General features: G+C 33.8%; 19 protein-coding genes. 17 read left to right on the plus strand and 2 right to left on the minus strand.

Going from position 1 to position 24,045, the window contains the following annotated elements; all coding sequences use genetic code 11:
- The first annotated feature begins 33 nt into the window (after positions 1-33).
- Positions 34-2,001, plus strand: a complete 1,968-nt coding sequence (locus tag MPR_RS08455; RefSeq protein WP_041891489.1) for an OmpA family protein — start codon at positions 34-36, stop codon at positions 1,999-2,001.
- Between the two features lie 418 nt (positions 2,002-2,419).
- Positions 2,420-2,893: a hypothetical protein gene (locus tag MPR_RS08460; protein ID WP_041891492.1), complete on the plus strand. Its 474-nt coding sequence runs from the start codon at positions 2,420-2,422 to the stop codon at positions 2,891-2,893.
- Between the two features lie 835 nt (positions 2,894-3,728).
- On the opposite strand, the gene MPR_RS08465 is transcribed toward MPR_RS08460, so the two are convergent.
- Positions 3,729-4,715, minus strand: a complete 987-nt coding sequence (locus MPR_RS08465) for a diaminopimelate dehydrogenase (protein WP_041891494.1) — start codon at positions 4,713-4,715, stop codon at positions 3,729-3,731.
- Between the two features lie 774 nt (positions 4,716-5,489).
- Here MPR_RS08465 and MPR_RS08470 point away from each other — a divergent pair.
- The 13 genes from MPR_RS08470 to sucD all read left to right on the plus strand — a co-directional run bounded on the left by MPR_RS08470 (position 5,490) and on the right by sucD (position 21,091).
- Positions 5,490-6,413, plus strand: a complete 924-nt coding sequence (locus tag MPR_RS08470; protein WP_041891495.1) for a DUF6985 domain-containing protein — start codon at positions 5,490-5,492, stop codon at positions 6,411-6,413.
- A 354-nt stretch (positions 6,414-6,767) separates the two neighbouring features.
- Positions 6,768-8,261, plus strand: a complete 1,494-nt coding sequence (locus MPR_RS08475; protein ID WP_041891498.1) for a hypothetical protein — start codon at positions 6,768-6,770, stop codon at positions 8,259-8,261.
- 73 nt (positions 8,262-8,334) lie between these two features.
- Complete coding sequence (locus tag MPR_RS08480; protein ID WP_041891503.1) at positions 8,335-10,128, plus strand: cytochrome-c peroxidase; 1,794 nt, start codon at positions 8,335-8,337, stop codon at positions 10,126-10,128.
- A 140-nt stretch (positions 10,129-10,268) separates the two neighbouring features.
- Entirely contained in the window at positions 10,269-11,369 is a 1,101-nt protein-coding gene (locus MPR_RS08485; RefSeq protein WP_041891507.1) for a DUF695 domain-containing protein, read from the plus strand.
- Between the two features lie 223 nt (positions 11,370-11,592).
- The gene (gene yaaA, locus MPR_RS08490; protein WP_041891510.1) at positions 11,593-12,360 is read left to right on the plus strand and encodes a peroxide stress protein YaaA; all 768 of its coding nucleotides are present in this window, start codon (positions 11,593-11,595) and stop codon (positions 12,358-12,360) included.
- A 27-nt stretch (positions 12,361-12,387) separates the two neighbouring features.
- Positions 12,388-13,890, plus strand: a complete 1,503-nt coding sequence (gene hutH / locus MPR_RS08495) for a histidine ammonia-lyase (RefSeq protein ID WP_041891514.1) — start codon at positions 12,388-12,390, stop codon at positions 13,888-13,890.
- Positions 13,891-14,002: 112 nt separating this feature from the next.
- Positions 14,003-15,241 (plus strand): HD domain-containing protein, encoded by a 1,239-nt coding sequence (locus tag MPR_RS08500; RefSeq protein WP_041891518.1) that lies wholly within the window; start codon positions 14,003-14,005, stop codon positions 15,239-15,241.
- Positions 15,242-15,271: 30 nt separating this feature from the next.
- Positions 15,272-16,294 carry a UDP-3-O-(3-hydroxymyristoyl)glucosamine N-acyltransferase gene (lpxD, locus tag MPR_RS08505; protein WP_041891521.1) on the plus strand — a complete coding sequence of 341 codons (1,023 nt, stop codon included), beginning with the start codon at positions 15,272-15,274 and terminating at the stop codon, positions 16,292-16,294.
- Between the two features lie 30 nt (positions 16,295-16,324).
- The gene (locus tag MPR_RS08510) at positions 16,325-17,719 is read left to right on the plus strand and encodes a bifunctional UDP-3-O-[3-hydroxymyristoyl] N-acetylglucosamine deacetylase/3-hydroxyacyl-ACP dehydratase (protein WP_025124334.1); all 1,395 of its coding nucleotides are present in this window, start codon (positions 16,325-16,327) and stop codon (positions 17,717-17,719) included.
- A 4-nt stretch (positions 17,720-17,723) separates the two neighbouring features.
- A complete protein-coding gene (lpxA, locus tag MPR_RS08515) occupies positions 17,724-18,509 on the plus strand; it encodes an acyl-ACP--UDP-N-acetylglucosamine O-acyltransferase (RefSeq protein WP_041891526.1) in 786 nt (261 codons plus the stop codon).
- Positions 18,510-18,531: 22 nt separating this feature from the next.
- On the plus strand, positions 18,532-19,098 hold the full coding sequence (efp, locus tag MPR_RS08520) for an elongation factor P (RefSeq protein WP_041891530.1): 567 nt from the start codon (positions 18,532-18,534) through the stop codon (positions 19,096-19,098).
- Positions 19,099-19,118: 20 nt separating this feature from the next.
- A complete protein-coding gene (locus MPR_RS08525) occupies positions 19,119-20,054 on the plus strand; it encodes a UDP-3-O-(3-hydroxymyristoyl)glucosamine N-acyltransferase (RefSeq protein ID WP_041891533.1) in 936 nt (311 codons plus the stop codon).
- Positions 20,055-20,218: 164 nt separating this feature from the next.
- Positions 20,219-21,091, plus strand: coding sequence for a succinate--CoA ligase subunit alpha (gene sucD / locus MPR_RS08530; RefSeq protein ID WP_025124332.1), 873 nt, complete (start codon positions 20,219-20,221; stop codon positions 21,089-21,091).
- 455 nt (positions 21,092-21,546) lie between these two features.
- Here sucD and MPR_RS08535 read toward each other — a convergent pair whose 3' ends face one another.
- Entirely contained in the window at positions 21,547-22,632 is a 1,086-nt protein-coding gene (locus tag MPR_RS08535) for a lipase family protein (RefSeq protein WP_041891536.1), read from the minus strand.
- A gap of 124 nt (positions 22,633-22,756) precedes the next feature.
- Here MPR_RS08535 and MPR_RS08540 point away from each other — a divergent pair, with 124 nt between their 5' ends.
- Together MPR_RS08540 and MPR_RS08545 are read left to right on the plus strand one after the other, a co-directional pair.
- Entirely contained in the window at positions 22,757-23,398 is a 642-nt protein-coding gene (locus tag MPR_RS08540) for an HdeD family acid-resistance protein (protein WP_235280649.1), read from the plus strand.
- A gap of 74 nt (positions 23,399-23,472) precedes the next feature.
- Positions 23,473-24,045, plus strand: coding sequence for a hypothetical protein (locus MPR_RS08545; RefSeq protein WP_041891543.1), 573 nt, complete (start codon positions 23,473-23,475; stop codon positions 24,043-24,045).

Genomic DNA, 24,045 nt, shown 5'->3' on the forward strand with positions numbered 1-24,045 from the left:
TAGGTGATTAACCCCACATTTCCAATCTAACGTATGAGAAAACAATTACTAAAAACAGGTTTATTAAGTATTGCTTTATTTGCTTTGGGTACTAATGTACAAGCTCAGCGTGTAGCTGAGAAGAAAGCGGACAAAGAATATGAAAAACTAGCTTATATAGATGCTATAAAAATCTATGAACGCATGGCTAAAAAAGGATATATCAACGGCGATATATTAATGAAATTAGCAGATTCATATTATTTTAATGGAAAGTTACTTGATGCTAATAAATGGTATACAGAGCTATTTAATGGAGAGTACGATGATAAGGATACAGTGAAGATCCCTTCAGAGTATTACTATCGTTATGCACAGACCTTAAAAGCCGCTGAACAATATGAGGCTTCTAAAAAAGTAATGGAGCAATTCGTTGTATTAGAAAAGGGAGACTCTAGAGCGAAATTATATATAGAGAATAAAGACTATTTAAAAAGAATTGAAGGTGGAGCAGCTCGTTATGAATTGATTCATACTTCTATTAATACTCCTTATTCTGATTATGGAGCAGCAGTGATAGGAGATCAACTTATTTTTACTTCTGCACGTCCTTCTAGTGAATTATCAAGTAAGAAATTACACGAGTGGACGAATGAGAGTTTTACTACACTGTACAGTAGCACGATCTTAGCAGATGGCAAGTTAGGAGAGCCTGTTGTTTATGCTCCTGAGTTGAGTTCTAAGGTTAATGATGCTACTGCTGTATTTACCAAAGATGGAAAGACGATGTTCTTTACTCGTAATAATTCTAATCTAAAAGGTAAGCGTAAAAACAACAAGAAGAACTCTTCTCTATTAAAGATATTTAGTGCTACTAAACAAGCGAATGGTACTTGGGGAGATATAAAAGAATTACCGATTAACTCAGATAACTTTAATACTGCTCACCCAGCACTGACACCAGATAACGAATGGTTGTATTTCTCTTCTGATAGAGATGGAAGCGAAGGGCAGTCAGATATCTTTAGAGTAGCTTTATATCCTAATGATGTGTATGGAGGTGTAGAGAACATAGGGAAGAAAGTAAACACAGCAGGACGTGAGACATTCCCATTTATCTCTTCTGATAATTATTTATTCTTTGCTTCTGATGGACATCCTGGTTTAGGAGGATTAGATATTTTCTCAGCTAAGTTAGAGAAGAATGGAATGATAGGTGAAGTGACTAATTTAGGTGCGCCTATTAATAGCCCATTTGATGACTTTTCTATTTATATGAATAGAGACACAAATGCAGGATATGTGAGTTCAAACCGACCAGAAGGATTGGGAGGAGATGATATCTATTCTTTTATTCAGAAAGCATGCTTACAGCATATAGTAGGTACTGTATATGACATTAAAACAAAGAAAGGTATTCCTAATGCAACTGTTGTGATATCAGATGGATTATATGAAAAGTCTAAAACCATTCAGACAGATGAGCAAGGTAAGTACAGTTCTGAGACATTAGATTGTAGTGAGAAGTATCGCATTAAGGTAGAAGCGCCAGAATATAGTACTGTAGAATTGGTATTTGAGGCTGCTGCTGTGACTGGTGATAAAGAAGTGAATATAGGTTTAGACAAATCGTATGAAACACTAGGAGTAAACGATGATTTATTTAAGAAGCTAAAACTACAACCAATCTATTTTGACTTTGATCAATCATTTATCCGTAGAGATGCATCGATAGAATTGATGAAAGTTGTTGAGGTAATGAGAGAGTACCCAGCTATGATCATAGATGTGCGTTCACATACAGATAGTAGAGGTAATGACAATTATAATTTAGCCTTATCAGATAGACGTGTGAAAGCAACTATTAAATGGATGATTTCTCAAGGTATAGAACCAAATCGTCTGACAGGTAGAGGATATGGAGAAAGCCAACTACAGAACAGATGCTCTAACGGAGTACCATGTAGTGAAGCGGATCATCAGCTAAACAGAAGAAGTGAGTTTATCATTATAAAAATGTAACAAAAAAAGAGGCGAGAGCCTCTTTTTTTAATTAGGAATTATTGTCCTGCGGGCAATATGCACACACAGAATGCCAATGTAGAGACGCAATATTTTGCGTGTCACACAATACATACGTACATACATATATACATACCACAATCATTATCCATAATCGTAGGGATGTATTACATACATCCACATAAAACATCAAACGATGTTTTCCAACATGTAGGTATAACATATTGCGTGTCACACAATACATATCCACACAGTAGCCACAAGTCAAATCCATAATACTATGGACTATTTCATACATCTGTATATCGTAACCACAAACTTTGTCTAGTTATAGAAATAGTCTTTTAATGTTTGAATACTATATATTTATCCAAATTATAAGTTTTAAAATTGTTGTATTGATTTTAAATATATTAGAATGAAAAAGATGATACTTTTTATGAGTCTATTACTTATAATAGCTTGTAGTAGTGATGAGAAATTTAGCCCAACAGTTGTTGATACTAATTATAGCATCATGTTAAAGGATATTAAAGGAAATAATCTATTAGACCCTACGTATGATGGATCCTTTTCTCATCAAAAAATAGTATTATATGAAGCAGATGCAAATGGTAAAAACACAGCTGTTATTTATAGAAAAGGATCAGAAATAATCAGGTCTGTATCTATTGAAGGAAAAACAGAATATTATATAGAAATACAAGGTGGTTCTTATATTGCCCCTGATAGGTATATTGTGTATTTATCTTTGCCAAATGGTGATTTAGATAAACTGGAAATGAAGTTTAAGAAGAAAGGTCATAGTACATTGAAATATGAGGTGTACTATAACTCTAAATTAATATGGCGTGAGGGAGATATTGATTTAGGGTTTGTTATCATTAAATAGATAAATATAAATAGTTGATAATTCTATCTTTTAGAATACCAACTATTTATATTATAGGTTTACAATTTCTCTATTTTCTGTGTTTTAAAGTTGTGTTTATCCCCTATAGTAACTATAAAGTCATCGCAAGATGAAATCCCTTACATACTCTGTTTTTACTAGCTTTCTTAGGAGGACATAGTATGAGGAAATCCATTGTTTAATGTAGAGACGTCAATATTTTGCGTCTCACACAATACATACACAACGTTTGTGGACGCGATATATGTACCCTATGCCGTAGGTAAAAGATGCCCTGCGGACAATATGTACATACCGTACCACAATCATTATCCGCAATCGTAGGGATGTATCACATACATCCACATAAAACATCAAACGATGTTTTCCAACATGCAGGTATAACATATTGGGTGACACGCAAGATATTGCGTCTCTACCTTATATAGAATGTCAATGTAGAGACGTCAATATTTTGCGTCTCCACACAGTAGCCACAAGTCACATCCTCAACGGTACAAGCGTATTACTATACACCCTATTATAATTAGGAATTACCCGCCCTGCGACAATATGCACACACAGAGTATCAATGTAGAGACGCATTATTATGCGTGTCACACAATACATATTCACACAGTAGCCACAATCATTATCCGCAATCGTAGGGATGTATCACATACATCCACATAAAACATCAAATGATGTTTCCCAATATGCAGGGTATAAAATATTGCGTGTCACACAATACATACATACTTCGTTGTGTTCTTTTTGCAAAGACTTATCACATAATTATCCCCAAATGCCTGAAAGGCAACAATTCCTAATTAAACTATAGTATTTCTCTTCTCAGATCTTCTGCAGACTTAGGAGATAATGCACCTAAAGGAATATCATATACAGTCACAGCACCAGTTTCTCCCTTTTGAGCTAATTTATATACCGCACGTGAGAAAGCTACTAATACACTAGCAGTGAACTCAGGGTTGCTCTCAAGAGTTAGTCCAAACTCTATATTTTGCTTAGTCTCTGTACCTGTGATACCAGATCTAAACACTTTACCACCATGAGGCATAGCAGAGTGATTTGCTTTAAGTTCTTCCTCAGAGATAAAATGAACAGTTGTATTATATTCAGCGAAGTAGTTAGGCATTGTTTTGATTGTGTGCTCTATGATAGAAGTATCAGCTCCATCTTCTGCTACTACATAACAGATACGCTCATGCTTCTCAGCTGTAGTTAATACAGGGTTTTCTCCTTGGCGAACTCTATCTAAAGCACTTTCTATCGGGATAGTATATTGTACTCCACCTTTAACTCCAGAGATACGTCTAATCGCATCAGAGTGTCCTTGGCTTAATCCTTTCCCCCAGAACGTATATGTTTCTCCTTGAGGTAAGATACTTTCTCCTAATAATCTAAGCATAGAGAATAGCCCTGGGTCCCATCCTGTAGAGATAAGACTCAACTTATTGTGATCTTTAGCCGCTTTGTTTACCGTATTAAAGAATTCAGGAATCTTAGCATGAGTGTCAAAACTGTCTACTGTATTAAACCACTGTGCGATATAAGGCACTTGCTCAGGTAGATCAGTAGAAGACCCGCCACAGATAATCATTACATCGATGATATCTCTATAATCTGTGATTTGATCGATGTGTATTGCTTTGGCTTCAGTAGGGATGCTTTGAGGATCTCTTCTGGTGAAGACAGCTACTAATTCTAAATCAGTATTTTGACGAATAGCAAGTTCTACACCTTTTCCTAAGTTACCATAACCTACAATACCTATTTTGATAGGCTGATTAGAAGTATTCATATTTTTATTTTAAAAGTCTGTACAGTCCCTTTAGTTGTAGGGAGTTTCGTTTATAAGGGAGCTAATTTAGCTAAAACTTTAGACTTACTGTACACTAAATTGGTTATCCTTAGAAGGGCCACGTATCTTTCTTTGGGTTGTGGTGAATAAAATAAGACCCATAAGTCATCTCCTTACTAGCTAGAGGGGATTTGATATGTAATCTCAAAAGGAGTTAAAGTTTTTTTGTATATTTGTAGAGTATTTTGCTTTAAATCAGAACCTTGTCTGAATACTTTTTAACTTGTAAGTATATAAATCAAAGCAAAAATACTTCTTCGTTTGGCTTTAAAAAGTACTATGTTTTTAAAGCTAAAAAACTCTCATTTAGCACTATTAGTTTAGAATTACTAAAAAATCCTTGTCCCTTTTTTCGAGTGTTTATGCGGTATTCATCAGTGTTTCTTCGGAAAAGGCCCCCTTTTTGCAATACTTTTCCGAACAACTTCCAAACCACGCCCGAACAAAGTGCTTTTTTTAGCTGTTAAACCCCTGTTGTCATTGGGATTGAGTGTGGTTCTGTAACTTCAGAACTAACATTTTGAGAATAAGTATAGGTGCATTATGAGAACGGTAAAAAGTTCTATTTGTGTTTTAATAGCAACCTAAGTATTGAGGGGAATTATATAAATCAAATATTTACAATAAAGGATAATTAAGTACTTTCAAGAACATGTTTTATAGACTCAATAAAATATAAATTCCCTAATTTTAGCCTTGAAAAATAAAAATAGTATGGAAGAGGCACAATTGGTAATAGATCGTATATATAGTTATCTCGATAGGTATAGCTTAAAAACGAATACAGATACCGCAGAGGACCTGATCGCATTTATAGAAGAACAATGGAACCTAGCTGATGATGGTAAATATAGTCTATATGATGCATCTATTATTATCGGACGCATGACTAATGAGTATATTAGATTAGGCGAGTTTGAGAAGATGATGTTTTGGCTTGATGAGAGTGATAAGCATGTTAGCCGAGATCGTAATCCTGAATATATCCGCAATTATTATAAAGGAGAGTGTTGTTTAGAATGTGGTAATGAAGAAGCTGCTCTGCATTATTTGAATTTGTGTTATGCTGTAGAGCCAGAGTATATCTTTACAAGAGCCCCTTTCTGCTATGAGTTTTTTAATCAACATTTAGAAAATCCTGTACAGTTACTAGAGCCTATAGAAGAGGATGAGGTAGAAATAGAGATGGAGTTAGAACTCTCTCTGTGGAAAGCCTTTTTTAAGATGGAAGAAGCTATCCGATGTGAAGTGTTACTAGATTATATAGAAGATGAGGTAGATGAGAAGGAAGCAGAAGAATTAATGAATCGAATAGTAAAGGACATTCAAGAGAATGAACAGGCTATTCTAGAAGAATTATTGAGTGAATTAATTCCTAAATACGAGAAGTGGCAGGAGCAGTATGGTTATGAAGGAGAGGATAAGGAAGCTTTTATGCCTGATGTAACAGATAAGGATCAGTTCGGAATATTGATTACACCGATGACTATTTATATTATACCAGAATCATGGACAGAACCGCCTCATATAGGATATCTTTTTGATTGTTCATGGGATAGAGAGCATGCGTTAGGCTTCATGACTTATCATCATAAGGTAGAGCATATCGGTGGAGCAGATAGTGCATTTTGTCTATAAAAGCATAAATAATAAATAGTGAAAAGCCCCCTTCAAAGTAATTTTTTGAAGGGGGCTTTTTTTATCGCTTATGTTTAACCCACATTAGCATTAGCCAAATACTACAAAGCAATTCTACTTCATAGTTCTTTCACTAGCTCTAAAACCTATTTTGTATAATTACTTTTCGTTTATATGTCTGTTGTATAATCTGTGATTAAAATAGTGGTTTAATTGATGATAATAAAAGAGGATGTTCAGATTGAATAGCAAGTTGTTTGATTATTTATATAATTATTAACATTATGTTAATTGGTACATAATATTGTGGTTAAATGTTAAAAGTAGCTTTGTCTCAACAAAAAAGATAAACTAATGAAAATTAACTACAAATTACCTACTTGGGCTTTAAGCTTGATGATGACAGCATCAGTAGTAGGATGCCATGAGGACAATAGTACTTCAGGTAATGGCTCAGAAGAAAACAATAATAGTAAAGTTGTTTTAAAGAATCATTCAAAAACACCTGCCTTTGTTTATGCTATGCCAGGTTTTGAAAAATTAGAGATTTTTTCTCTTATTTCTAGTGAAGATAAATTAAGTGACTCACCAGAGTTTGTATTTGGAGGACAACCAGATGGAGCAGGCTTTATGAAGGATCCTAAAGGTGATGGATACTTAATGATCACTAATCATGAAATAATGCAATCTGTTTCGCGTGTTTATTTAGATAAAACATTTAAGCCTGTAAAAGGGGAGTATATAGTAGATGGTATAGGTGGAATCACTAGACTGTGTTCTGCTACTCTAGCCAAACCAGAAATACACGGCTTCGGACCAATATTCTTAACGGCTGGAGAGTCTGGAGAAGAGAGTATGGTACATGGTATAGATCCATTAGGATCTACAGACTTAAAGTCAAGTAGAGATAGGGTATTACCAGCTCTAGGAAAGGCAAGTATGGAAAATGCAGTACCTCTTCCTGCTGATGTCTCTAATGGAAAGACATTTATCATCATAGGGGAAGATCAAGGATATAGTTCTAAACATCAGAGTGCTGGACAGTTGCTAATGTACGTAGGTAACAGAGGAGATCTACAAGGAGGAAAACTATATGCATTAAAGCGCAAATCTGGTGGATATACAGAGATGGATATGGTAAAAGGGAAAGAATACGATGTAGAATTTGTAGAGATTCCTGCAGCTAAAGATCTGACAGGAGCACAAATTAACCAAAAGAATATGGAATTGGGAGTAATCCGTTTTTCTCGTGTAGAAGATATTGATTACCGAAAAGGAGCAGGAAAAGGAAATGAGCTTTACTTTACTGCAACAGGGCAAGCAAGTGGAGGGAATCCTGTGAAAGGCTTCACAATGTGGGGAAGAGTATATAAGTTAGTATTGGATAAAAACGGAATGATGACTGGTAAGTTATCTGTGGCAGCAGAAGGTGATAGTAATCCAGGTAAGAATCTAATCAACCCTGATAACTTATGTGTGACAGAGAATTATGTGTATATCCAAGAAGATGGTGACTCTTATTATCCTGGGGCGCAACATGACTCTTATATTTGGCAATATAAAATAGCTGATGGTTCTTATAAACCATGGTTAAATATGAAGCACAACAGAGAAGATGCAGAGTGGCAAAAGAATTATAATCAATCGGGTAACCTTCAGAAATTTGGTTCTTGGGAATTTGGAGCTATGGAGGATATTTCTGATTTGGTAGGTATCCCTAATACCTTCACTGTTAATATTCACTCTCATACTTGGCAAAAGAACGAGTTTGTGAATGCTGATCAAGCTGGTGTAAACAAGAATAAAGAAGGTGGTCAAGTAGTGATTATCAGAAATGTAGAAAAATAGAATAAGAATAAGTACTTATATAGCCTCTAGTAGTATGATCTAATTATACTACTAGAGGATACTTTTAGAGTTTATGAAAATAAAAAAATACACCTGTTTAATTGTTTTGGTATTTAGTTTGTTTAGTTGTTCTGACAAAGCCAAGACATACGAGAATATTACCTATAATCATTACTTACTTGCGCAAGTAGATAGCCTAGAAGTAGCGGTGAATAGTTTAGTAGAATCAGTAGAACAACAAAAAGATAGTACAGCTATTCGAAAAGCATTTGTGGATAGTAGAGTAGCGTATAAAAAAATAGAATGGGCAGTAGCTTATTTTTTACCACATACCACCAAGTCTATTAATGGACCAGCTCTAGATCAGTTAGATTTGGATGAGAACAGTTTTATTCCTGCGGAGGGGTTTCAGGTAATAGAAGAATATCTATATCCTGAGTTCGATGATGAAAGTTATAGTGATATGTTATTGGATACAAAGCGTGTAAAGAACTTTGTATTAAGTATGCGTAAGAACTTTGAAGTAATTACGATTCCTGAAGATTTAGTACTTGAAGCATTGAAGATGGAAGTCTTTCATATTACAGCATTAGGTATTACAGGATTCGATACTCCAGTAAGTAGATTGTTATTTGTTGAAGCTACTGCGAGTTTATCTGGTGTAAAACAAGTGATAGAATTATCGAAAGAATGGAAGCAGACAGCTTCATATAAAGAAATTATGCCCTTACTAGATAAGGCAATAGCAATATGTCAAAAGAATCCTGATAAAAATAGTTTTGACTACTTGGATTTTATTGTTTCATATTTAGATCCTATTGCTAAAGGGATTGTACATATTCAGGCAGATTTAAAAATTCCTTTTAATGATGGAGATCATCAAGTAGTGAAAGGAAGTGTGGGATCTCTTTTTGATAAGGATTTGATTAATTTAAATGCTTTTTCACCCGATTCTACATATTATCTTACACCTGCAAAGGTTGCATTAGGTAAGGAATTATTCTTTGAAAAGAAACTTTCTAAAAATGACTTTAGAAGTTGTGCAGATTGTCATCATTCAGACAAAGCATTTAGTGAGCCATTGAAGACTGCTTTAGATCTAAACGGTCAACCACTTCTTCGAAACACACCTTCGTTGAACTATGCAGCTTACTATCACGGGCAGTTTTTAGATATGCGAAGTATGATACTAGAGAGCCAGTCTTCTGATGTTATCACAAATAAAGATGAGATGCATGGTGATTTAAAAGAAATCGTAGCTCATTTAAATAATGATGAAAAGTATAGAAAGCAATTTCAAACTATTTATAAAACAGATAAGAAAGTAGAAGTTTGGCAATTAGAGAATGTGTTAGCTTCTTATATCCGTTCACTTTCAGTATTCAATTCTCGTTTTGATCAATATATGCAAGGAAATAAACAGGCGCTAAGTAGTCGTGAGAAGAATGGCTTTAATCTCTTTGTAGGAAAAGGACAATGTGCTACTTGTCACTTTATGCCTTTGTTTAATGGAACGGTTCCTCCATTCTTTACTGACTCAGAACAAGAGGTGTTAGGAGTGCCAGCGAATAAAGAAGGAACGGTACTAGATAGTGATTTAGGACGATATGTATTTAATACAGATCTCCCTCAATTAAAGCACTCTTTTAAGACCACTACAGTTAGGAATGTTGGGGAGAGTGGACCTTATATGCATAATGGTGTGTATGAAACTCTAGAGGAGGTAATGGATTTCTATAATAAAGGAGGAGGTTTAGGTTTAGGGCTAGATGTTGAAAGCCAAACTCTACCAGAAGATCCTTTAGAATTAACAGAAGCAGAAATAGCTGATATAGTATTATTTATGAAGGCATTAAGCGATCAGTAATAAAAGTTAAATTCGTTTTAAAGCTCATAGTGTAGAACAATACATTGTGAGCTTTTTTAGTTATAGAAGTAAGGTCTTAGGGTTTCTTGTATATAATTGAAAAAAGTGTACTTTTAGTGCTCAAGTTTAAAAGAAAAGTTATGGGGTTTTTTGATAAAATATTTGGGAAAAGTATAAAAGAGTCAAAAGAGGTAGAGTTAGATGCGCAATATCAGCTGTTCTGGGATTGGTTTATCGCTAATGAAGCTAGTTTTTATAAGACAATAGAGAAGCATGATCGTGTAGTAGAAGATTTTATAGATATAGTGAGTCCTAAGTTGAAGGCTATTAATCCAGACTTTAATATGCTTACAGGCATGGGAAAAGATGGAATAGGTGAACTAATTATCACACCTGATGGTAGGTTAAAAGCATTGTCATTTGTAGATGATTTTATTGAAGCAGCTCCAGAGCATGAAAGATGGAGTTTTATTAGCTGTAAACCAAGTGTGAAAGGAATAGGGTTAAAGATGAATGGTTTTTTATTAGATGAAGAGACTGTTTCGTTTATACCAATTCATGATGAAGGTTACCCGGATTATATTCATTTGCGTTTTATAGTGAAGGAGTGTACTCCTGAAAATGAAGAAGAAATAGGGAATGCTCTATATATATTTCTAGACAACTATCTAGGTGAGATTAAGACAATGACTATGATAGATTATTTAGAGATGAAAGGAGAGGAAGGGATTGAAGGAGAGTTGATTCCAGTGTCTAAGTTAAGTGATTATTTAAGTTATAGAGAAGCAGAGTTTGTAGAGAAATATGACAGTGTAATTCGAAATAGCTCAGAGGATACTTATTCTATCTTAGAGAGTAATACTAATAATGAGCCCTTAATAGTGGTAGTGAATACTAGTTTTTTAAACTGGGACCAGAAGATGTCTTACCCATGGGTAGTGAAGGTTTCTATGGCTTATAATGGACGTGAGGATGGGCTGCCTAATAAGGAAGATGTCACGACTATGGATGAGATAGAAGATCTAATTCTCGAATCAGGAATCTTGCATAGTGTGGCCAGAGAGACAGGTTCTGGAGAACGCACTTTATTCTTTGCGACAAAAGATTATAAAAGCGCATCTCGGGAAGTATTTAAGACAATAGGTTTATTTACAGATCGATTTGATATTGACTATACGATTTATAGAGATAAGTATTGGATGGGGTTAGAAGTGTATACTAGAGCTATCAATAATGGCTAGTGAATATAATATGATTTAGGTGATAGTTTTAATTTTTATTTAAATCATTTTATTTATTATCTATTTAGTAATGAGATTAGTTAGTCCGGATATTGAGATTTATGTAGTTGGTAAAGCTGTCAGAAAAAGTGTTAAAACAAGGATAAAACCTAAAAACACAAGGGTAGCAAATATGAAAATCTAAATAGTTATCCTATATTTGGGATGCTAAAAAAAAGAGATCATGAAAATTTTAATATCGCCTGCTAAGAGTTTAGATTATACAACAGCAGTGCCTGTAGAGAAAGCTACAAAGGCTTCATTCATCAAAGAATCAAAAGTGATTAATGAAGTATTGCAATCTAAAACTCCGATGGATTTAGAAGTTTTAATGAAGATTTCTAACAATTTAGCTGAGTTGAATTGGAAGAGAAATCAAGAGAGAGCTTTTGTGAAAAAAGCAGGAAAGGAAAAAGACTTTAAGCAAGCAGTTTTTGCTTTTAACGGAGACGTTTATGCAGGATTAGATGCTTATAGCTTAACATCAGATAAGATAGAAGTATTACAAGAAAAATTGAGAATATTATCAGGTCTTTATGGCTTGTTAAAACCTTTGGACGAAATAGAACCATATCGTTTAGAAATGGGAACTAAGATGGCTGTAGGAGCAAATGCAAACCTATACGAGTTTTGGAAGCCTATTCTAGCAGAAGCTCTAAATAAAGAAATGAAACAAGGTGAGTTGTTAATCAACTTAGCGAGTAATGAATACTTTAGTGCGATTGATAAAAAAGCGATAAAAGGCACCATAGTAACACCTGATTTTAAAGAATTAAGAGATGGTAAACTTAAAACAATCAGCTTCTATGCTAAAAAAGCAAGAGGAATGATGGTGCGCTATATCATAGACAATAATGTGAATGATATAGAGGGGTTGAAGAAGTTTAATGTGGATGGGTATGCGTGGAGTGAAACTGATTCTAAGGGTAATAATTTAGTGTTTACAAGATAAAATTTTATATACCACCAATATACAAATATGGAATTAGTACATTATATTACTTCAGATGTGTTTACAATCGAGAAGTTAAATGAGATTTTAACTCAAGGTCAAAAAATACAGCTATCTGAAGAAGCAAGAGCGAATATTGTGAATTGTCGTATGTATCTAGACGATAAAATGGCTAAACAAGCTGATCCTATCTATGGGATTAATACAGGGTTTGGTTCATTGTGTAACGTTAAAATAGACAATGATAATTTGTCTCAATTGCAAGAAAACTTAATGATGTCTCACGCTTGTGGAACAGGAGAGATTGTTCCTGAAGAGATCGTTAAGATTATGTTGTTGCTAAAAGTAAAATCACTTAGTTATGGTAACTCTGGGGTTCAATTAGAAACAGTAGAGAGATTGATTGATTTCTTTAATAATGATATTCTTCCTGTAGTTTATAATCAAGGTTCTTTAGGAGCATCAGGAGATCTATCTCCATTAGCTCACTTGACATTGCCATTGATTGGAGAAGGGGAAGTGTTCTGTGATGGGTTTAGACAACCAGCTAATAAGGTGCTAGCTAATCATGGATGGGAACCTATAAAATTAAAATCAAAAGAAGGGTTAGCACTGTTAAATGGAACTCAGTTTATGAGTGCTTATGGATGCTATATTCTTTTAAAGTCAAAGAAATTATCTTATTTGGCAGATGTAATTGGAGCGATTTCATTAGAAGGGTTTGATGGTAGAATAGAACCATTTAATGAGTTAATTCACTATGTAAGACCTCATAAAGGACAGATAGAGACAGCGCAATTCTTCAATGAAGTTTTAGAGGGGTCTGAGTTGATTAGTCGTCCTAAAGAGCATGTACAAGATCCATATTCATTCAGATGTATACCTCAAGTGCATGGAGCGTCAAAAGATGCGATCGATTATGTGAATCGCGTGTTTAAAACAGAGATTAACTCTGTGACAGATAACCCAAATGTGTTTTATAAAGACGATATTATCGTTTCTGGAGGTAATTTCCACGGACAGCCTTTAGCATTAGCGTTAGATTTCTTAGGAATTGCTTTAGCTGAATTGGGAAGTATTTCTGAGCGTAGAACTTATCAATTGATTTCAGGACTTAGAGGTTTACCAGCATTCTTAGTGTCTAATCCAGGTTTAAACTCAGGGTTTATGATTCCTCAGTATACGGCGGCGAGTATTGTAAGTCAGAATAAACAATTAGCAACTCCAGCAAGTGTGGACAGTATCGTGTCAAGTAATGGACAAGAAGATCACGTAAGTATGGGGGCTAATGGGGCTACAAAGACGCTTCGTATAGTAGATAATTTAGAGCGCATTCTAGCTATAGAATTGATGAATGCGGCTCAAGCATTAGAGTTCAGAAGACCTGCGAAATCAAGTGAGTTCATTGAATCTTTCTTGAAAATTTATAGAGAAGAGGTTTCTTTTGTAGATGTTGATCGCATTTTACATTACGATATAGAAAAGTCAATAGCATTCTTAAATTCATTTCAAATAGATTTAGAAGCTTAAGACTTATAAAATTATAGAAATATTAGGATTAACCGCATCTTTCTTTCTAAAAGGGGTGCGGTTTTTTTAATATATATGCTATATTTGTATACGTTTATAAAAATGATTCTCATTGGCCAACATTAATAAACTTAAAATCCTAAATGATCCTATTTATGGATTCATTTCTATACCAAATTCTTTGGTATATGACTTAATTGAACACCCTTATTTTCAACGATTGAGAAGAATCTCTCAAATGGGAGTATCTTATCTAGTATACCCTGGTGCTCATCACACTCGTTTTCATCATGCTTTAGGTTGTATGCATTTAATGCAAAAAGCGGTACAAGTTTTGCGCTTTAAGAATGTAGAGATTTCTGAGGATGAAGAAAATGCTTTATATGTAGCTATTTTGCTTCATGATATAGGGCATGGACCTTTCTCTCACGCTATGGAAGAAAGTATCGTAGAAGGAGTGCACCACGAAGAGATTTCAATCTTGTTTATGAATCGTTTAAACAAAGAGTTTGAAGGGAAGTTAGATTTAGCAATCAAGATATTTAAAGGCGAATACCACCGTAAGTTTATGTTGCAATTGATTTCAGGTCAATTGGATATGGATCGTATGGATTATCTAAAAAGAGATAGTTTCTACAGTGGAGTAGCGGAAGGGAATATTAACTCAGAGCGCTTAATTCAGATGTTGAATGTAGTGAATGATGAGTTAGTTGTGGAAAAGAAAGGAATTTATTCTGTAGAGATGTTTTTGATCGCACGTCGTTTAATGTATTGGCAAGCGTATCTACACAAGACAAGTGTATGTGCAGAGCTAATTCTAGTACGAGTGTTAAAAAGAGCAAAAGAATTAACTCATAAAGGAGTAGAGTTATGGTGTAGTGAATCGTTGCAATTCTTTTTAAAGAATCAGATAGAAGAAGGAGATTTTGATCAAGTCGGATTAGAGAAATTTGCACTATTAGACGATTCAGATATACTAGGAGCACTTAAGTCATGGCAGTTTCACAATGACTTTATTTTGTCAGAATTGAGTAAAATGATTATTAATAGGGAGCTATTACGCATTGAATTCGTCTCAGATAAAGAGGAAACAAAGTTAAAGTTAAATAATATGTCAGATAAAGTCTCTAAGAAATATTCTATTTCTAATGAAGCCTCTAAATATTTTGTGTTTAAAGGTAAAATGGAGAATCAAGCGTATAGTAAAGATAAAGAGCCAATTATGATACTTAAAAAAGATGGGACAACAAAAGATGTGTTATCGGTATCAGATGAACTAAACTTAAAATCATTGACGAAAGTGGTGACAAAGTATTTTGTTTGTTATCCAAAAAACGTTTTTGAAAGTTAAATTTCAATTATATTTTATATTTTTGCCTCGATGAAAATAGCAGCAGAACAAATAGCGTCAGTATTAGAAGGAGAGATTGTAGGAAACCCTACAATTGAAGTAAGTACATTAGCTAAGATAGAGGAAGGGACAGAAGGGTCTATTTCTTTTTTAGCAAATCCTAAATACGTACACCATATATATACAACAAATGCCTCTGTGGTTATCGTTAATAAAACGTTCGAACCAGAGCATCCTATCACAGCAACTTTAATTAAAGTAGATGATGCATATAAGGCATTCTCTAAATTATTAGAGTATTACAATCAAGTGAAATTAATGAAATCGGGAATCGAGCAACCTTCAGTTATTTCAGAAGGAGTAGAGTATGGTGATGATTTATATTTAGGAAGCTTTGCTTATATTGGTAAGAATGTAAAGATCGGTAATAACGTAAAAATATATCCAAATACATTTGTAGGAGATAATGTGCGCATTGGAGATAATACAGTATTATTTGCAGGAGTTCGTATCTATTCAGAGACTGTAATCGGAGCGAATTGTACTTTTCATGCAGGAGTAATTATTGGTTCTGATGGATTTGGTTTTGCACCTAATCCTGATGGGACATTTAATAAAGTTCCTCAGATAGGTAATGTTATTATTGAAGATAATGTAGAGATAGGAGCTGCTTCGACAATCGATAGAGCTACACTAGGATCTACTATCATTCGCAAAGGAGTAAAACTAGACAATCAAATACAGATAGCACATAATGTAGAGATAGGTGAGAACACTGTGATCGCTTCTCAAACAGGAGTGGCAGGCTCTACAAAGATTGGGAAAAACTGTATGATAGGAGGGCAAGTAGGAATAGTAGGACATTTAACAATAGGTGATAATGTGCGTATTCAGGCTCAGTCTGGTGTGACTAAGAATCTAGAGAATGGTGCAGCTGTGCAAGGTAGCCCTGCATTGCCACATAATGAATTCTTGAAATCATATAGCTACTTTAAGAACTTCTCAAAGATAGCTAGTGATATTGAATCAATTAAAAAGAAAATAAACGAATAGCCTTTTCAAAATACTTAAAGAAATTTAATTATGGTTAAACAAAAAACCATCCAGAATGAGGTAACTCTTAGTGGTGTTGGATTACATACAGGTCAATTGGTGACAATGACTTTAAAACCAGCTCCTATTAATAATGGGTTTACTTTTGTACGTTTGGATTTAGAAGGGCATCCAATTATAGAAGCGGATGCTAATTATGTTGTGAATACACAACGTGGTACAAACCTTGAAAAAAAGGGAGTTAAAATACAAACAACAGAGCATGTTTTGGCAGCTTTTGTAGGATGTGATTTAGATAATGTTATCATTGAGTTAAATGCATCTGAGCCTCCTATTATGGATGGGTCTTCTAAATACTTTGTTGAAGCAGTTGAAAAAGCAGGTATCGTAGAACAAGACGCTGAACGTGAAGAGTACATCGTAAAAGAAGTTATTTCTTTTGTAGATGAACAAACGGGAAGTGAAATAATCGTTATGCCTTCTGATAGTTACCAAGTGACTGCAATGGTTGATTTTGGTACTAAAGTATTAGGTACACAGAATGCTACATTGAAATCAATGTCTGACTTTAAAGAAGAGATTTCTGAAGCACGTACTTTTAGTTTCTTACACGAGCTAGAAGCATTACTTGCGAATGGATTGATTAAAGGAGGAGATTTAAATAATGCTATTGTTTATGTAGATAAGGATATATCTCCAGAAACAATGGAACACCTTAAAAAAGCATTTGGCAAAGAAGAAATTGCTGTTAAGCCAAATGGAGTTTTAGATAACTTAACATTACACTATCCTAATGAAGCTGCACGTCACAAATTACTTGATGTAATTGGAGATTTAGCTTTAATAGGAACAAGAATTAGAGGTAAAGTTATTGCAAATAAACCAGGACATTCAGTGAATACTAATTTTGCTAAGAAAATGTCTAAGATTATTCGCAATGAAAAGCGTAACCAAGTTCCATCTTATGATTTACATGCAGAACCATTAATGGATGTAAATAAAATTATGGCTTTATTACCTCACAGACCTCCGTTTTTATTAGTTGATAAGATTTTGGAGATGTCTGATAAGCATGTAGTAGGACTTAAGAATGTAACGATGAATGAACCATTCTTCGTAGGACATTTCCCTGGTGCACCAGTTATGCCAGGAGTTCTTATCTGTGAAGCGATGGCTCAGTCAGGAGGGATTCTTATCCTAAGTACTGTACCAGATCCAGAGAACTACCTTACTTATTTTATGAAGATGGATAATGTGAAGTTTAAAAATAAAGTACACCCTGGTGATACTTTAGTGTTTAAATTAGAGCTTATTACACCAATAAGAAGAGGGATATGTCATATGCAAGGATATGCGTATGCCAATGGAAAATTAGTAGCTGAGGCTGAATTAATGGCTCAGATTTCAAAAATAACAAATAACTAAGAATATGAATCAGCCTTTAGCATATGTACATCCTGGAGCTAAAATAGCTAGAAATGTTGTTATAGAACCTTTTACAACCATTCATAATAATGTTGAAATAGGGGAAGGAACATGGATAGGATCAAATGTTACTATCATGGAAGGAGCTCGCATCGGAAAGAATTGTAAGATTTTTCCTGGAGCAGTTATTTCAGCAGAACCACAAGATTTAAAATTCGAAGGAGAAGTTACAACAGTTGAGATAGGTGATAATACAACTATTAGAGAATGTGTAACAATCAATAGAGGAACAAAAGATAGATATAAAACAGTAATTGGAGAAAACTGTCTTATCCAAGCATACAGCCATATCGCTCATGACTGTATCGTAGGGAATAACTGTATTTTTTCTAACTCTAGTACTTTAGCTGGACACGTTACTATAGGAGATTATGTTGTATTAGCAGGATTAGTTGCTGTACATCAATTCTGTACTATCGGATCACATTCATTTGTGACTGGAGGTACTTTAGTACGTAAAGACGTTCCTCCTTATATTAAGGCAGCACGTGAACCTATTTCTTATGCTGGTATTAACTCAGTAGGATTGAGAAGAAGAGGGTATTCTCCAGAGAAAATTAGAGAGATTCAAGAAATCTATCGTATTTTATATCAAAAGAACTATAATACAAGTCAAGCACTTGAAATTATAGAGGCAGATATGGAAGCAACTCCAGAAAGAGATGAAGTTTTAATGTTTATCCGTAATTCATCAAGAGGAATTATGAGAGGATATTCAGGAATATATTAGTAATACTAAATAAATTAAAAGAATGGCAACAACAGCTGATATTAGAAATGGTTTATGTATCCAATACAACAATGATATTTATAAAATTGTTGAGTTTTTACACGTTAAACCTGGAAAAGGGCCTGCATTTGTTAGAACTAAAATGAGAAGCGTTACTAATGGAAGAGTATTAGAGAATACTTTTTCTGCTGGTCACAAAATCGATACTGTAAGAGTAGAAACACATAAATTCCAATATTTATACCCAGAGGGAGATCAGTTCCACTTCATGAATGTTGAGACTTATGAGCAAATTACGCTTTTAAAAGACGTATTAGATGCTCCAGAATTATTAAAAGAAGGAGAAACTGTAATGGTTCAAATTAATTCAGATACTGAATTACCATTAGCAGTAGATATGCCTGCTTCTGTAATTCTAGAAGTAACTTATACTGAGCCAGGAGTAAAAGGAAACACAGCTACAAATGCTACAAAACCTGCTACTGTTGAAACTGGTGCTATTGTCAATGTACCTTTATTCATCAACGAAGGTGATAAAATCAAGATTGATACATCAAACAGCGCTTATATGGAGCGTATTAAGGAGTAATCACTTTATAACGAAGTAAGATGCGTTTTGCAAAAGCTCAAGATTTACAAACAATAGCAGAGATTATCGGATGTAAATTTGTTGGAGATTCTAGTTTTCCAGTTTATGGAATGAACGAGATTCACGTTGTTCAAGAAGGTGAAATCGTTTTTGTGGATCACCCAAAATATTATGATAAAGCTTTAAATTCTAATGCGACGATCATTTTAATTAATAAAGATGTAGAGTGCCCAGAAGGTAAGGCTTTATTGATATCTGATGATCCGTTTAGAGATTTTAATAAATTATCTAAGTTCTTTAACCCATTTAAACCAGCAACTGAGGTACAAGCTAAAGATGCTATTATCGGGGAAGGAACAATCATTCAACCTAATGTATTCATTGGTCATAATGTAGTGATTGGTAAAAATTGTGTTATTCATCCTAACGTAGTTTTATATGATGGAACTACTATAGGGGATAATGTGGTTATTCATGCTGGAGCTATACTAGGTGCTGATGCGTTCTACTATAAAAAGAGACCAGAAGGATTTGATCCATTAGTGTCTTGTGGTAGAGTAGTTATCGAAGATAACGTAGGTATCGGTGCTGCATGTACTATAGATAGAGGTGTGACAGGAGATACTACTATTAAAGAGGGAGCTAAAATAGATAATCAAGTTCACATCGGACATGATACTGTAGTAGGTGTACGTTCTTTAATAGCGGCTCAATGTGGTATAGCTGGTTGTGTGGTAATAGAAGATGAAGTAACACTATGGGGACAAGTAGGTACTACAAGTGGTATCACTATTGGAACTAAAGCTGTTGTTTTAGCTCAATCTGGAGTGTCAAAATCGTTAGCTGGAGGTAAGGTTTATTTCGGTTATCCTGCAGAGGAATCAAGAGATAAATTAAAGCAATTAGCTAGCATTAAGAGAATACCAGAATTAGTAGAGAAAACTAAGCATTTATAGTATTTGACATTAGTGTCTGACATAAATCAGGTTTCTTGAGATTGAAAACAAAGAATGTTATTAATTAATCAATTAATCTTACTTATAAGGGGGTAAAAAGTTTTAATAGTAATTAGAATTGTTTATTTTTGTGTAAGTAAGTTTAAATAAATAAAAACAAGATCATGAGTGTTTTAGTAAATAAAGATTCAAAAATAATCGTTCAGGGATTTACTGGAAGTGAAGGTACATTCCACGCTTCACAAATGATTGAGTACGGAACAAACGTAGTAGGTGGTGTAACTCCAGGAAAAGGTGGAACTACTCACTTAGAGCGTCCAGTATTCAACACAGTTTCAGAAGCTGTAGAAAAAGCAGGTGCTGATACTTCTATTATTTTCGTACCACCAGCATTTGCTGCTGACGCTATAATGGAAGCTGCTGATGCAGGTATCAAAGTTATTATCTGTATTACAGAAGGTATTCCAGTAGCGGAAATGATCAAAGCTTACGACTATATCAAAGGTAGAGACTGTAGATTAGTTGGACCTAACTGTCCAGGAGTTATTACTCCAGGTGAAGCTAAAGTTGGTATTATGCCAGGTTTCGTTTTCAAAAAAGGTACAGTTGGAATCGTTTCTAAATCAGGAACTTTAACTTATGAGGCTGCTGATCAAGTTGTAAAACAAGGTTTAGGAATTACTACAGCTATCGGAATTGGTGGTGACCCAATCATTGGAACAACTACTAAAGAGGCTGTACAATTATTAATGGCTGATCCAGAAACTGAAGCAATCATTATGATTGGTGAGATTGGTGGTCAATTAGAAGCTGATGCTGCTCGTTGGATTAAAGAAAATGGTAATAAAAAACCAGTTATCGGATTCATCGCTGGAGAAACTGCTCCTAAAGGAAGAACAATGGGACACGCTGGTGCTATCGTAGGAGGAGCTGATGATACAGCTGCTGCTAAGAAACGTATCATGAGCGAATGTGGAATCCACGTTGTAGATTCTCCTGCTGAGATCGGGAAAAAAGTAAAAGAAGTTTTAGGATAATTTTATTCTAAAATAAGAAAATAAAGAAGGCCTATACATATAATGTATAGGCCTTTTTGATTAGAATATACTTGGCTATATTTTCAATATTTCGGACTACTCATCATATTTTTTTAAATATCGCTTTTATGAGGGACTATCTATTTAGAATATTTAGTTCTGATATCATAAATTATACTTAACTAGATATTAAAAAATAAGTATGTTTTAAATAATTTATTTATTATGTTGTATTTAGTTTTGTAAATTAACAGAATAAAAAATTAATCCATTTAAATGATGGGAGTATTTGTGCTAATAAAAATCTTATGTATATTGTGATGCGCTTACAAAATAAGTAGAAGGATTCACCTTTATACTAGTAAGCCTTGATTTAGAACCCTAACCAAACTATAACTATAACAATTGAAAGATTGTTTTATTTCAAAAAGAGACTCTATTAAGAGTCTCTTTTTTTATTCTTTATCTAGTAAATATAAATAGGCAGGAGGTAAGTGGTGTGACATAATATTTTCTGGCTTGTGAAATTTGATTTGATATTCTTTATCATTAAGTCCATCTAATATAACCGGGTTACTACATCTAGTATAGTTACTATTCTGTACATATTTTGGCTCTACTAATTCTGGTAGTTGTTTTTGAATTAATTTAAATACAAAAGAACCTAAGTATTTATTATATTTTTTGACACTTTTTTCAGTAGGCTTTTTTATACCATTAAAAATACTAGTAGCAACCATTCTCTTAGGCCAAGTAACTTTTTTTAGTGCTTTTTTTACCTCATGATCCGATAATGGACTGATTTCGTTAAAGTCTCTAAAAGTCTGTGTTGTTGGTGGAAGTTCTGGAACCCAATCTTGAGTATTAATAATAGAGTAACTCCAATTATTCGCTAGTTTCTCATATTGATAACTAAAATAAAGATTTCCAGGTTTAGGAGGAGCAATTGCATAAGTCTTAAACTGTAAATCCTTAGGTAATTTTCCTTCTAGTTGCTGATTCATTAGGTTAGCTGTTATTAGATAAGCTATAGCAGCACCTTGACTATGTCCAGAGATGATAAATTCTTTATGATTTTTTTGAATTAAACTATCTAGTTTAGGTTTAATATCTTCCATTAAATACAGAGAGGCTATAGTCCATCCTGCATGAACAGTTGCTCGTTGATCTTGAGATAGTTTATAACTAACCTTTTTAGTATTATCTAATTGGATTTCTCCTGAAGAAGGAATCATAGCAGCATAATAATTTGCCAACCAACTAGCTCCTTTGTTTACAGATCCTCTTATTACAAGCTCTACAGTATTCGTTTTTTGATTGTGATAAAGTGCCCACATATTAGTCAATCCCATTTCAGGAGACCTATACGTGTTCTTATAACCAGTAAGGTTATAAAGTGAATCTGTAGGAAAAGCTTTATGGATATCAGTAGCTAGTTGTAAACTATTGTATATTTCTTGTTTATCGGCTATTGGTTTTAAGTTTTGTGCAAAACTGATAGAAGTAGAACAAAGTAAGAGGAGATAAATTCTTTTTATCATAGAAAAGGACTTTACTAGTGTTATTTAGTTAAATAATTACACGATTCAAATCAAAGTTACACTTTTAAATTTTTGAATACCGTTAAAAATCCATAAATTAGATGTAAACTTTAAAAAAAGAGATATGGCTAATTCATTTGTAAAAACTGTAAAAGATCGAATTAAGAACTGGTATATACCTGTAATCATTGGAATGCTTTTTATAATAGGAGGAATGTATATGTTTAGTACTCCTATTACAGCATACGCTTCATTAACTATCATATTTAGTTGTATGTTTTTAATTGCTGGTATATCTGAGATTATATTTGCTTTTTCTAATCATGATCAACTTGATGGTTGGGGATGGTTGCTTTTCTCAGGAATTATAGATGTAGTATTAGGTGTTATTTTGATTGGAACGCCTACGTTATCAGCTGTAGTTCTTCCTATTTATGTAGGTTTTGGTTTAATGTTCAGGTCTATAAGAGGAATGGGGACAGCTTTTGATCTTAAAAATTACGGAGTAAAATCATGGACTACTTTGTTTGTCTTCGCTTTATTAGGTTTGGTGTTTTCTTTCTGTATGTTGTGGAATCTTGAATTTGGAGCTTTTACGATAGTATATTGGACAGCGTTTTCATTTATACTTCTAGGAGTGTATAGCTTATTATTTGGTTTCTTCTTGAGAAGAATTAAAAAATATGCAGGTAATGTAGATAAAGAGCTTCTAGAGCAATATGAGAGAATTCAAGAAGAAGTTCGTAAAAGATTACATGACAAATAAATATAATTATTTGATAAAGTTTATTGGGTGTTGTAAAAAATCCATATTTTGCAAGTAATAAATAAGATTAGATTATGAAAAAAATTGCAATGCTATTTGCTTTTGTAGCAACTTCACTATTAGTTGGGTGTGAAGGGTCTACTGGACCACAAGGACCTCCTGGGCCAACTATGTATCCTTATGTAGAAGAATTTAAATTAAGTTTTACGAAAGACTTGACTAGTACTATTCAAGGGCAACTTATTAAACATCCAAATGGATTTGTTGATGGTGACTTGGTGTTCGTTTTTATAGCTGATAAATTTAGTAATGATGGTAAGCCTCTTTTTTCACCATTACCTACTAGATACTTTGTAGACGTAGATAAAGTAGAAAAAGAACTGGAGTATAGTTATAATTATTCTCCATATGATACAGAAATCGTTGCAAGAGCTAATGCTCCTCTAGGATTTTTTAATGGAGATGGAGGTAAACATGAAGGCTTTATAAAGAATATGATTTTTAGAATAGTATACATTCCTGGAAGTACACCTGTAATAGGTACTAAGTCTAATAATAGTAAAGAAAGTGAGAAAACTACTTTATCATACGAAGAAGTTGTACGCAAATATAACTTAGAAGATGTAAAAGTAGTTAAGAAGTACTAG

The organism is Myroides profundi, from assembly GCF_000833025.1.
In the GTDB taxonomy this organism is placed as follows: domain Bacteria; phylum Bacteroidota; class Bacteroidia; order Flavobacteriales; family Flavobacteriaceae; genus Flavobacterium; species Flavobacterium profundi_A.